The organism is Mycobacterium sp. NBC_00419, from assembly GCF_036023875.1.
Lineage (GTDB): Bacteria > Actinomycetota > Actinomycetes > Mycobacteriales > Mycobacteriaceae > Mycobacterium.
This window is the reverse complement of the sequence record NZ_CP107931.1, coordinates 5504024-5516920: the sequence shown is the minus strand read 5'-3', so window position 1 is coordinate 5516920 and position 12897 is coordinate 5504024. Positions and strand designations below refer to the sequence as shown.

Genomic DNA, 12897 nt, shown 5'->3' with positions numbered 1-12897 from the left:
TGCTCACCATGACTGAGCCCTCCAACACGCCTCAGCAACCGGCTCCGCCGCCCTACCCCTACCCGTACCCCTACCCGACCGGGCCTTACCAGGGCTATCCACCGCCGCCGCCGCAGCCGTACGCGGGCTACGGGCCGCCTCCGGTCGCTCCGCGTAACGGGCTGGGCGTCGCGGCGCTGGTGACCGCGATCGTCGCGCTGGTGTCGTCGTTCACCGTCGCCGGTGGTGTCGTCCTGGGCATCGTGGCCGTCATCATCGGGTTCGCCGCGCGGGGCCGCGTCAAGCGTGGTGAAGCGAACAATGGCGGTATCGCACTGGCCGGCGTGGTCCTCGGATTCGTCGCCATCATCGTCGGCCTGGTCTTCATCGTCATCTATGTCAACGCGTTGAAGGACACCGGTGTCGGCGACTATTTCGACTGCCTGAGCAAGGCCGGCCCGGACAAGACCGCTCAGCGGCTCTGCGAGAACGAGTTCCGCCAGTCGGTGGAGAACCAGTTCAGCGTGACGCTGACGCCGACGCCATAGCGGCGGTGAACTGCCGCCGGCGTGGCATGAACTCCAGCGACAGCAACACCACCAGCAGCGGCAGTACCTGCCCGAAGGACAGCAGCACATAGCGGCGATCACCCAGCGCGTGGAACTTGCGCAGGTAGCGGTACAAGGACTCCAGCGCGATCAGCGAGTCGCCAAGATGGATCGCGGTGTAGAAGAAGCTGCTCAGCGACCCACGTTCCTTGTCGTTGAAGATCTCCGGGAATGCCGCAAACGCCAGTGAAAGCCGTTGCGCACCAGCTTCTTTCATTGCCGCGATCATGTCGACCGACAGTCGCTCGTCGATCCCGTTGGGTGCGCCGCGCCGGCGCCATGGCACGTCGAGCGTGACGTCGCTGCCACCACCGGCCAGCGCGTAGCGGTGAAAGCCCTGCACCCGCCCGGACGCATCCCGCGCGACGATGAGAAGGATGCCCGGATAGCGGCCGGTGAGGGCGCCGTCGAGGATCATCGAGAAGCCGCGCTCGGTTCGGGAGCCCTTGGCCGACGACAGCAGGATGTCGCTCAGTTCGGCGATCTGGCCGTCGTCGAGTTCCTGTTCGGCGACGATCTCGGTGGTGATCCCGAAGTTGCGGGTGCGCTGCACGGCCTGGCGCAGATTGCGGAATCGGCGCCCGACCATGTCGAACGTGGCGACGTCGATCACCACGTCACGGCCGATCGGCACCGGGCGCAGCGTCTGGCCGACCGTCGCCGGATCGGTCCACAGTCCGAGACGGCGTTGACTGCAGCCCAGAATCACGACCCGCCAGCCGTGCGCGTGGCACATCGTCACGAAGTCGGCGACGAGTTCCTCGAAGCGGGTGTCGTCACCGATCGGGTCCCCGCTGACCACCGCATAGCCCAGCCGGGTTCGGTAGGCGATGGCAGCCGTGCCGTCCACGGTGAAGTGGTAACTCTTGCTCGCCAGCATCGCGAAGGGTGCCACCGGATCACCGCAGGTCTGCGAGACCAGCGCCCAGATCCGCGACAACTCCTCGGGCTGGGGCCGCACTGTGGTGGGCCACATCAACACCAGCCCGGACGAAGCGATCACGACGTTGCCCAGCACGTCAGAGGCCACGATGTGGGCGCCGAAGCCCGCCAGCACCGCTACCGCAGCGGCGGCGGCGTGCGCGGCAGTCACCGGCCGGCCCAGGAAGATGCCCCGCGCGATGAAGGTGACCGCGGCCAGGATCGTCAGGGACCAGGCCAGCCGGCCGTCGGCGTGCCAATTCGCGGGGTGGTGCGAACGGGCCAGCAGCATGACCAGCCAGCCGGCCGCGATCAGGAGCCCGAGTGCCCCGATCCAGCGGGCTGCCGGCGAATCGACGTGGACGACCACCCGCTCACGAGCACGCAGGCGCGGCGCGACCTGCAGCGGCGGTTCGGTCATTGCACCTTCCCCCAGGCTCAACAACGTCGTTCAACCAGGTAAACAGTACGCCTGTACTCAGGGATTACTGGGGAAGTGTTTGACGATTCCCTCCTGGACAACCGTCGCCACCACCTGGCCGGCGCGGTTGAAGAAGTGTCCGGCGCCGAGCCCGCGGGACTCTGCGGCCACCGGCGAACCCGTCGAGTACAACACCCATTCGGAGAAGTCGACCTGCCGGTGGAACCAGATCGAATGATTGATGGTGACGGCGAAGATCCGGTCCCATCCCCAGGACAGGCCATGTGTGGTGATGATCGAGTCGAGCACCGTGGTGTCCGAGGAGTACACCATCGCGGCGGTATGCAGCGTCGGGTCCTCGGGCATCACCCCGTCGGCCTTGAGCCAGACCCGGTTGTGGGCCAGCTGACCGCCCTTGTCGCGCATCACCCAGGCGGGATCGTTGGTGTAGCGCCACTCGATCGGCCGCAGCGCGGTGACGAAATGGGGCACAACCTCCTCGTAGCCGACCAGCAGCTCGTCGATCGTCGGCAGGGTTGCCGGGTCGGGCAGATCGGCAGGCATCTCGGTGTTGTGCTCCAGCCCGCGCCCGCCGGCGAGATAGGACACCAGGGCGGTGGCCAGCAGCTTGCCGTCCTGGATGGCGTCGACGCGCCGGTTGGCGAAGCGACGCTCGTCGCGCAGCCGGACGACGTGGAACTCGATGTCGGCGGCCGGGTCGCCGCCGGCGATGAAATGCACCGACAGCGCGCTGGGCGGCAGGTCATGTACCAGGGTCCTGGTCGCGGCGACGAAGGCCTGCGCCATCAGTTGACCGCCGAAGGTCCGCACCGGGTTCTTGCGCGGATGAGCCCCGGAGAACACGTCGTCACCGAGGGCAGAGAGGTCGAGAATGGCCAGCAGGTCGTCAAGGTCCGCGTTGGCCAAGTGTCGCTCCCGGTCTAGTGGTCGTCCTCACCGATGCGGTGGACGTGGATCAGGTTCGTCGAGCCTACTGTGCCCGGCGGAGCACCAGCGACGATGACAACCAGATCACCGCGCTTGTAGCGGCCCAGCTGCAGCAGGGAATGGTCGACCTGACGGATCATGTCGTCGGTCTGCTTCATGTGCGGAACGATGAACGTCTCGGTTCCCCAGGTCATCGCCAGCTGGCTGCGGACCTCCGGCAGCGCCGTGAACGCCAGCAACGGCAGCGGGGTGTGCAGCCGGGCCAGCCTGCGCACGGTGTCGCCGGACTGGGTGAAGGCCACCAGCGCCTTGGCGTCGAGGCGTTCGCCGATGTCGCGGGCGGCATAGGAGATGACGCCACGTTTGGTGCGGGGCACGTGGGTCAACGGCGGGGCCGCGGTGGAATTGTCCTCGACGGCCGAGATGATCCTGGCCATCGTGCGCACCGCCTCGAGCGGGAACTTGCCCACCGAGGTCTCGCCGGACAGCATCACCGCGTCGGCGCCGTCCATTACCGCGTTGGCGACGTCGGAGGCCTCGGCGCGGGTCGGGCGGGAGTTCTCGATCATCGACTCGAGCATCTGGGTGGCCACGATCACCGGCTTGGCGTTCTCCCGGGCCATCTGGATGGCCCGCTTCTGCACCAGCGGCACCTCTTCGAGAGGCAACTCGACGCCCAGGTCACCGCGGGCGACCATCACCGCATCGAAGGCCAGCACGATCGCTTCGAGATTGTCGACTGCCTCGGGCTTCTCCAGCTTCGCGATCACCGGGACACGCCGGCCCACCCGGTCCATCACCTCGTGCACCAGTTCGGCGTCGGCGGGCGACCGGACGAACGACAGCGCCACCAGGTCCACCCCGAGGCGCAGCGCGAACTCGAGATCGTCGATGTCCTTCTCCGACAAGGCGGGCACCGACACGTTCATCCCGGGCAGCGACAGACCCTTGTTGTTGCTCACCGGGCCGCCCTCGGTGACGGTGCAGACCACGTCGTCGCCGTCGATGTGCTCGACCACCAGGGCGACCTTGCCGTCGTCGATGAGCAACCGGTCCCCCGGCTGGGCATCCTTGGACAACTGCTTGTAGGTGGTCGACACCCGATCGTGGGTGCCTTCGCAGTCTTCGACCGTGATGCGGACAGTCTCGCCGTTCGCCCAATAAGTCGGGCCCTCGGCGAACCGGCCGAGCCGAATTTTGGGGCCCTGAAGATCGGCGAGGATACCGACCGCGCGGCCCGTGGAATTCGACGCTTTGCGAACCCGGTTATAGGCGGCCTCATGGTCGACATAGTCGCCGTGGCTGAAGTTCAGGCGGGCGACGTCCATGCCCACCTCGACGAGAGCCTTCACCGACTCATCGGTGCTCGTGGCCGGGCCGAGAGTACAGACAATCTTGCCGCGTCTAGTCACGACGCCTCAGCATAGTCGCGGATCACGGGCATCTCGACCGATACAGATCGCGGTGGCGGGGTGTTCACTCAGACGACCGCCAGTGGCAACTGATTCGGCCGTACCGGTTCAGGCAGGTCCGAATCCCCCATCAGGTAGGTGTCAACGGCATGCGCCGCAGCGCGACCCTCGGCGATCGCCCACACCACCAACGAGGCACCGCGATGGGCGTCACCGCAGACGAAGACGCCGGGAGCCGAAGTCTGCCAATCAGATCCGCACGAGATGGCACCGCGTTTACTCAGCTCGATTCCGAGATCGGTGAGCAGTGGCATGTGCTCGACGCCCTCGAACCCGATGGCCAACAACGCCAGATCGCAAGGGATTTGGAATGGCTGGCCCACCGGGGAGATGATCCGGCGGCCGTCGACCCGCTCGACCTTCACCTCGGCGATCTCCATGGCCCGGACGTGGCCTTCCTCGTCGCCGACGAAGCGCTGGACCGCAACCTCGTAGTGCACTGCGCCGCCTTCGGCGTGGGCGGGTGAGGTTCGCAGCACCAGCGGCCAGGTGGGCCACGGCGACTGGGCGTCGTCGCGGACATCCGGCGGCTGTGGGTTGTAGTCGAGTTGGGTCACCGAGACCGCCCCCTGGCGGTGCGCGGTGCCCAGGCAGTCGGCACCGGTGTCACCACCGCCGATGATCACCACGTGCTTGCCCTTGGCCGTAATGCGGGACGGGCCGTCGCCCTCGCATTCCCGGTTGGCGGGCACCAGGTGCTCCATCGCCAGATGGACACCCCGCAGCTGGCGCCCTTCGACGGTGTTGTCGCGACCGCGCAGCGCACCGACCGCGAGTACGACGGCGTCGAACCGGTGCCGCAGTTCCTCGACCGAGACGTCCACGCCAACCTCGCAGTCAGTGACGAAACGTGTTCCCTCCGCACGCATCTGGGACAGTCTCTGGTTGAGCGTCGCCTTCTCCAACTTGTACTCGGGGATGCCATAGCGCAGCAGCCCGCCGAGTCGGTCGTCGCGCTCGTAGACCGTGACGTGATGACCGGCCCTAGTCAGCTGCTGGGCGGCGGCCAGGCCGGCGGGACCCGAGCCGACCACGGCTACGTTCTTGCCGGTGCCGATCGCGGCCGACTGGGCTTCGACGATGCCCAGCCGCCAGGCGGTGTCGACGATGGTGTTCTCGATGCGCTTGATGGTGACGCTGCCACCGGTCTGGTCCTCGGCGATCGAGAGCACGCAGGCCGCCTCGCACGGCGCCGGACACAGCCGACCGGTGAACTCCGGGAAATTGTTGGTGGCGTGCAGACGTTCACTGGCCGCATCCCAGCGACCGCGCCGGACCAGGTCGTTCCATTCCGGGATGAGATTGCCCAGCGGGCACCCCGCAGTGCCGGAGTGACAGAAGGGAATACCGCAGTCCATGCAACGGCGGGCCTGTTGAGCCACCTCACCGGCCCGCTGCTGCGGGTCCTGCGACTCGTAGACCTCGTTCCAGTCGCCGACGCGTTCGTCGACGGGCCGCTTGGCGGCCTCGATCTTCGGGACTCTCAGGAAGCCGGTCGGGTCAGCCACGGGTCGCCTCCATGATCGCGGTGTCCACGTCGCGCCCTTCTGCCTTGGCCATCCTGGTCGCTTCCAGCACCTTCTGATAGTCCGTCGGCATGATCTTGGTGAACTGCGAACTGCGCCTTGGCCAGTCGGACAGCACCGAGCGTGCCAGTGTGCTGCCGGTGTAGCGGGCGTGGTGCGTCACCGCGTCGCGCAGCCAGACCAGATCGTCTGGTTCGGGCCGCTGCAGTTCGACCATGGCGGTGTTGACCTTCGACGGATCCAGCCCGAGCACGAAGGCGATGCCTCCGGACATTCCAGCGGCGAAGTTGCGGCCGGTGAGTCCCAGCACCACCACCCGTCCGCCGGTCATGTACTCGCAGGCGTGGTCACCCACTCCCTCGGTCACCGCGAGAGCACCGGAGTTGCGGGCGGCAAAGCGCTCTCCGACCCGGCCCCGCAGATACAGCTCACCGGAGGTGGCTCCGTAGAGCAGGGTGTTGCCGGCGATGACGTTGTCCTCCGGCAGGAACAACACGTCGTCGGGCGGTCGCACGATCACCCGGCCGCCGGACAGTCCCTTGCCCACGTAGTCATTGGCGTCACCGATGAGTTCGAGCGTGATGCCCGGGGGCAGGAAGGCTCCGATCGACTGGCCCGCCGACCCGGTGAGGGTGACGTGGATGGTGTCGTCGGGCAGGCCCTGAGAGCCGTAGCGCCGGGTGACCTCCGAGCCCAGCAGGGTTCCCACCGTCCGGTTGACGTTGCGCACCGGCAGTTCGAGCCGTACCGGATGGGCATCCTCGAGGGCGCCCTCGGCCAGTGCGATCAGGGTGCGATCCAGCGCCTGGTCCAGACCGTGATCCTGATCGCGGGTGCGGCGGCGCTGGGTCAGCGGTTCGCCGTGCGCGTCGGACGGGACGGCGAAGATCGGGCTCAGATCCAGACCTTCACTCTTCCAATGCGCGACCGCGGTGTCGGTGTCGAGTACCTCGGCATGGCCGACCGCCTCGTCGATGCTGCGGAATCCCAACTCGGCGAGCATCTTTCGGACGTCCTCGGCGATGAAGCGGAAGAAGTTCTCAACGAATTCCGGTTTGCCGTTGAATCGTTCCCGCAGTTCGGGGTTCTGGGTGGCAACGCCGACCGGGCAGGTGTCGAGGTGGCAGACCCGCATCATGATGCACCCCGCCACCACCAGCGGAGCGGTGGAGAAGCCGAACTCCTCGGCCCCGAGCAGTGCGGCGATCACCACGTCGCGGGCGGTACGCAGGCCGCCGTCGCACTGCACGGTGATGCGGTCGCGAAGTCCGTTGAGCATCAAGGTCTGCTGAGTGTCGGCCAGGCCGATCTCCCACGGTGCGCCGGCGTGCTTGAGGCTGGTCAGCGGAGCCGCGCCGGTGCCGCCGTCGTACCCGGAGATCAGCACGACGTCGGCATGGGCCTTGGAGACCCCGGCGGCGACCGTGCCGACACCGACCGAGCTCACCAGTTTGACGTGAATGCGGGCCTGCGAGTTCGCGTTCTTGAGGTCGTGGATCAGCTGCGCCAGATCCTCGATGGAGTAGATGTCATGGTGCGGTGGCGGGGAGATCAGACCGACACCGGGGGTGGAATGGCGCGTCTTGGCGATGCTCGGATAGACCTTGAACCCGGGCAGCTGACCGCCCTCACCAGGCTTGGCGCCCTGGGCCATCTTGATCTGGATGTCGCTGGCGTTCACCAGGTAGTCGCTGGTGACACCGAACCGCCCGGAGGCGACCTGCTTGACGGCGCTGCGCCGCCGCGGGTCGTAGAGCCGGTCGGCATCCTCGCCGCCCTCGCCGCTGTTGGAGCGCCCGCCGAGGTTGTTCATGGCGATGGCCATGGTCTCGTGGGCTTCCTTGGAGATCGAGCCGTAGCTCATCGCCCCGGTGTTGAACCGGGCGCAGATCGAGTCGACGGACTCCACCTCGTCCAGCGGAACGGGCGGGCGTAGATCGGCTTTGAAGCTGAACAGCCCGCGCAAGGTGCCGCCTTCACGGGAGAGCCGGTTGACCTCCTCGGAGTACTTGGCGAACACCTCGTGGCGTCCCGTGCGGGTCGAATGCTGAAGCAGGAAAACAGTTTCCGGGGTGAACAGGTGCAGCTCGCCCTCGCGCCGGAACTGGTATTCGCCGCCGACCTCGAGGCGGCGATGCACCCGCTCGGTGGGGTTCTCCGGGTAGGCCCGCCGATGGCGCAGCTTGACCTCCTCGGCAATCACCTCGAGCCCGATACCGCCGATCTGGCTGACCGTACCGGTCAGGTACTCGTCGACGACTTCCTTGCTCAGCCCAATGGCCTCGAAAGCCTGTGCGCCGGTGTAGGACCCGACGGTGGAGATACCCATCTTGCTCATCACCTTCATGACACCCTTGCCGAGCGCCTTGAGGTAGTTGCGGACTGCGGTGGGTGCCTCGATGCCGGTGAGTTCGCCCTCACGGATGAGGTCCTCGATGGACTCGAACGCCAGATACGGGTTGACCGCCGCGGCGCCGTAGCCGATGAGCAGGGCGATGTGGTGAACCTCGCGGGCGTCACCGCTTTCGACCACCAGGGCCACCGTGGTGCGCTGCTTGGTGCGCACCAGGTGATGGTGTACGGCCGAGACCGCCAGCAGCGATGGAATCGGCGCGCGGGTGTGATCCGAGTCGCGATCTGAGATGACCAGGGTGCGAGCACCTTTGGCGATCGCCTTGGACGCGCGGCGGCGCAGGTCCTCGATGGCCTCGGCCAACCCCTCGCCGCCACGCTCGACGTCGTAGAGCGCGCGCAGCACGGCGGTTTTCAGGCCGGGCTGCTCACCGTCGTCGTTGATGTGGACGATCCGGCTCAGCTCGTCGTTGTCGAGGACGGGCCAGTGCAGCAGGATCTGGCGGCAGGATGCCGCGGTGGGGGCCAGCAGGTTCTGCTCGGGCCCCATCACGCGGGCCATGGAGGTGACGATCTCTTCGCGGATCGCGTCCAGAGGCGGATTGGTCACCTGCGCGAACAGTTCCACGAAGTAGTCGTAGATCAGTTTGGAACGCTGCGACAGAACAGCGGGCGGGGTGTCGGTGCCCATCGAGCCGAGCGGCTCCTGACCGGAGGCCGCCATCGGGGTGAGCAGGATTCGCAGGTCCTCTTCGGTGTAGCCGAAGGCGATCTGGCGGCGAACCACCGACTCGTGGTTGGGCTGCACACGGCAGCGGGCGGGCAGCGTCTTCAGATCGAGCAGGCCCGCGTGCAGCCACTCCGCGTACGGTTCCGCGGCGGCCAGTTGGCCCTTGATCTCGTCGTCGGACACGATGCGCCCGGCGGCGGTGTCGATGAGGAACATCTTGCCGGGCTCCAGCCGGCCCTTGGCGACGACCTCGCCCGACGGGATGTCCAGCACACCACTCTCGCTGGCCAGGATCACCCGGTCGTCAATGGTGCGCCACCACCGGCCGGGCCGTAAACCGTTGCGGTCCAACACCGCGCCGACCACCGTGCCGTCGGTGAACGTCACGCAGGCCGGCCCGTCCCACGGCTCCATCAGCGAGGCGTGGTACTGACAGAACGCCCGGCGGGCCGGATCCATGGTGGTGTTGTTCTCCCAGGCCTCCGGGATCATCATCATCACCGCATGCGGCAGGCTGCGCCCGCCGAGGTGCAGCAGTTCCAGAACCTGGTCGAAGGAGGCCGAGTCTGAGGCTTCAGGGGTGCAGATCGGCGAGAGCCGGGCCATATCGCCCTTGATGGTGGAGCTGGCCAGCATCGCCTCGCGGGCGTGCATGCGGTTGCGGTTGCCGCGCACGGTGTTGATCTCGCCGTTGTGGGCCACGAAGCGGAACGGGTGGGCCAGCGGCCAGGACGGGAAGGTATTCGTGGAGAAGCGGCTGTGCACAATCGCGATCGCGCTCGCACAGCGCTCGTCACGCAGATCCGGAAAGTACTTGGGCAGCTGCATCGTGGTGAGCATGCCTTTGTAGGCCATGGTGCGACTGGACAGCGACGGGAAGTACACGTCTTGCTGCTCGGCACGCTTGCGAGCTGGGTAGACCAGCCGATCGAGATCGATACCCGCTGGGCGCAGGCCACCGCGGTCGGGGGCAGCGACGAAGAGCATCGACATATAGGGCATGCAGCCCACCGCGGTCGCACCGACTTCGGCGCCGTCGGGATCGACTGGGACGGCCCGCCAGCCCAGGACCTCCAGGCCCTCGTCGCGCACGATCTCTTCGACCCGCTCGGAGGCGGCCCGCCTGGCCTCGGGGTCTTGCGGCAGGAAGCAGATGCCGGCGGCAAAGGTATTGGCGCCGTCCGCGGAGGGCTCGGGCAGCGCGAAGCCCACCACGTCGCGCAGTAGTTCGACGGGCAGTTGCAGCAGGATGCCGGCACCGTCGCCGCTGTTGGGTTCGGCTCCGGCCGCGCCGCGATGTTCGAGGTGCTCCAGCGCGACCAGACCGTCGTTGACGATGGCGTGCGAGCGTCGGCCCTGGATGTCGGCGACCATCGCAACACCGCACGAGTCGGACTCGTTCTGGGGGTCGTAGAGACCCTGCGCTTCCGGAAGTGCCGAATACAGCATCTTCACACTCCTCCGCAGTCGATCATGCGGAGCGTGAAAGCTGTTGTGCACAAAGGGCACTGGGACTTTCGGCCTCGCCGCAGTCTGACGTGTGATGTCCGGGACTGCGCCGGCCCGATGATTCGGCGCGGCGAACCGCCGCACCGGTTACTGAGTGTATCAGCGAGGCAGGTTGGCTACTGGCCGAGAATTGTGGGGACCAGCGGGAAGCCGGGCATATTGCGGGTGATCGTCCAGGCGATCGCGGCGACCGCGAAGACGATGATCACGGGCACGGTGAATGCCCGTCGGCCCTGCCGGATCCGCCAGATCACCCAGAGGACCAGCACGGGCAGCCCGACCAGCAGAAAGACGTTGTCGACGACGGCGGCGGCGAAGTTGCCGTTCAGGAGGTCGTGGGTCATGCGCAGGCCACCGCAGGCCGGGCAGTTCCAGCCGGTAAGCAGCTTGAACGGGCAGGGCGGAAACAGAAAGCCGGGGCGGTGCGGGTCGGCCAGGCCGATGTAGGTCAGCGCACCCGCGGCGAGCAGGCCCGTACCGAGCGCTGCGTAGCGGCGGGTGCCGTGGGTGTGCGGCGCGCTAGGTTCCATCACGCAGCGGACGGCCCTGTGGGTCGCGGACCTTGTCGGTGAGGATCAGCACGGCGTCGACAATGCCCCAGATGACCGCACCGATGCCGCAGGTGACCAGGCCGACGAGCAACTGGGCGACCCCTAGGCCGGTGTAGCCGAGGTAGATCCGGCCGATACCGACGAGACCGACTAACCCCAGGAGCTGCAGCAGTCCCGCGACGACCTTCGACTTGTCCGACAGCGGCTCGCCCGTGATCGGATGACGACCATAGGGTGCCGACGGATCCTGGTAGCCGAACTGGGTCGGAAACTGGGTGGGCGGTGGGTAGTTGGGAGGCGGTGGGTAGTTAGGCGGCGGTGTGCTGCCCTCGGTGCCCCCGAACTGCGGCTCGGTCATGCGCTCAGCATGCCAGAGTGCGTCATCGGATGAAGCTTTGCCGCCTAGAAGGGCGGTGGGTCGGCGTCGTTGTCCGGTGGTGGTGTTCCGAGGATCGCGGCGTGGCGGGTTCTGCGGTCGTTGTGGTTGCGGGTCCGTTCGGTGGTGATCGCGTGTGCCCGGTTCTGGGCGCGGGTGCGGGTCCGGCGGGGCATCATCACCCCACGTTGCTCACCGGGCTCGCAAGCCTCGCGGTGGCCTCCCTGATGGCGCGACGGTGTCGGTGCCACCAGCGTCGGGAACAGGAAGACGCTGCCGGGGGTGGTGATGTAGGTCGACCCACCCGGGATCCGCCAGATCACCGTGCCATCCGGGAGTTGTTCATCGCGCCACCCCCAGAACGTTTTCAGCAAATGATGCACCCGGCACAGACATTTGAGGTTTCCGGCATGGGTGGGACCCAACGGATACGGAATCGTATGGTCCAGATCGCAATCGGTCGCGGGGCGATCACACCCAGGCGCGCGACACGTCAGATCCCGAGCCCGCACAAAATCGGCCAACCCCTGCGAGGGCCGATACCCCGCCTCCGCCGGGCTACCGGTGAAGTCAAACAACGGCCGCTGCTTAGCCGTGCGGGCCAACTCGGCCACCAACTCCGCCGAGATCAGCGCATTGGTGCCCATCAGATACCCCGGCGCCTGCGAGCGGCCCTCCACCGTGGCCTGCTCCGCCACGACATGGATCACCACACCCTGGTTCGCGGGCCGCTCCCCAGCGGGGCAGTCGGGGTTGCCGCAGCGGCACGCCAGCCGATCCATCCCCACCGCCAACGCCCCCAACGCATCCGCACGACGCTGCTCCACGGTGCGCGGATCATCACCGCACACCGTGCCCGCCAACCCGTCCAGACGCGTATCGAGAGCCGCGGCATCGCTCGACACCAACACTCCGTCGAGCTCGGCCGTGCCATCACCCTTGTCCCACACCGACACATGGCGCTCCTGGGCACGCTCGCGCACCCGACGCACCGCATCGCGATCATGGCGGACCACGACCCGATCAATCTCGGAGTTCAACCGGCCCCGCGTCATCGACGGCCACCGGCCCACCCGCGCCGCCAACTCCGCATCGACCGCCGCCATCGCCGACTCATCGGTGATCAACTCCGTGCGGAACACGATCGCCGCGAACACCCCGACATCGATATCGCCGGCCTCAAACACCGCCGCCACCGCCGGCAGGCGCAGCATCGCCAGCCCGTAATTCATCAGGCTGCCCGCCTTGGCCAAACTGACCCGCAACGCCGCAGCCACCTCCGCACCCACAGCCGCCCACGTATCCACCGCCCAGTCAGCACGCTCCCCACGCTGCACACGGCGCATCTCAAAGAGCTCACACACCGCACGCAACCGCGACGCCCCCGCCCGGTTCTCCGCCCGCGACGCCCCACACAACCGCGCAATCAGATCCTCAGAAGCCGCCGATACCGGCGGCTCCCAATAATCATGAAACGGGCTATCGAACATACGTTCGAGTATAC

Annotated in this window: 9 protein-coding genes; 1 reads left to right on the top strand and 8 read right to left on the bottom strand. The window is 67.2% G+C overall.

Annotated elements, in window-relative coordinates:
• Positions 1–8: 8 nt before the first annotated feature.
• A complete protein-coding gene (locus tag OG976_RS26300) occupies positions 9–527 on the top strand; it encodes a DUF4190 domain-containing protein (protein ID WP_328355871.1) in 519 nt (172 codons plus the stop codon).
• Here OG976_RS26300 and OG976_RS26295 read toward each other — a convergent pair.
• From OG976_RS26295 to OG976_RS26260, 8 genes are all read right to left on the bottom strand, one after another.
• On the bottom strand, positions 499–1929 hold the full coding sequence (locus tag OG976_RS26295) for a bifunctional lysylphosphatidylglycerol flippase/synthetase MprF (RefSeq protein WP_328355869.1): 1431 nt from the start codon (positions 1927–1929) through the stop codon (positions 499–501). The two genes, OG976_RS26300 and OG976_RS26295, sit on opposite strands and share 29 nt — an antisense overlap.
• Positions 1930–1986: 57 nt before the next feature.
• Positions 1987–2856, bottom strand: coding sequence for an acyl-CoA thioesterase II (locus OG976_RS26290; RefSeq protein ID WP_328355866.1), 870 nt, complete (start codon positions 2854–2856; stop codon positions 1987–1989).
• A 14-nt stretch (positions 2857–2870) separates the two neighbouring features.
• Positions 2871–4289 carry a pyruvate kinase gene (pyk, locus tag OG976_RS26285; protein WP_328355863.1) on the bottom strand — a complete coding sequence of 473 codons (1419 nt, stop codon included), beginning with the start codon at positions 4287–4289 and terminating at the stop codon, positions 2871–2873.
• Positions 4290–4357: 68 nt separating this feature from the next.
• Complete coding sequence (locus OG976_RS26280; RefSeq protein WP_328355860.1) at positions 4358–5857, bottom strand: glutamate synthase subunit beta; 1500 nt, start codon at positions 5855–5857, stop codon at positions 4358–4360.
• Positions 5850–10406, bottom strand: coding sequence for a glutamate synthase large subunit (gltB, locus tag OG976_RS26275; protein ID WP_328355857.1), 4557 nt, complete (start codon positions 10404–10406; stop codon positions 5850–5852). Before gltB ends, OG976_RS26280 begins: the two co-directional genes overlap by 8 nt.
• Before the next feature lie 176 nt (positions 10407–10582).
• Positions 10583–10996: a DUF2752 domain-containing protein gene (locus OG976_RS26270; RefSeq protein WP_328364036.1), complete on the bottom strand. Its 414-nt coding sequence runs from the start codon at positions 10994–10996 to the stop codon at positions 10583–10585.
• Positions 10986–11375, bottom strand: a complete 390-nt coding sequence (locus tag OG976_RS26265) for an NINE protein (protein WP_328355854.1) — start codon at positions 11373–11375, stop codon at positions 10986–10988. The genes OG976_RS26270 and OG976_RS26265 overlap by 11 nt, the downstream gene beginning before the upstream one ends.
• 44 nt (positions 11376–11419) lie before the next feature.
• Positions 11420–12883 carry an HNH endonuclease signature motif containing protein gene (locus OG976_RS26260; RefSeq protein WP_328355851.1) on the bottom strand — a complete coding sequence of 488 codons (1464 nt, stop codon included), beginning with the start codon at positions 12881–12883 and terminating at the stop codon, positions 11420–11422.
• Between the last annotated feature and the right edge of the window lie 14 nt (positions 12884–12897).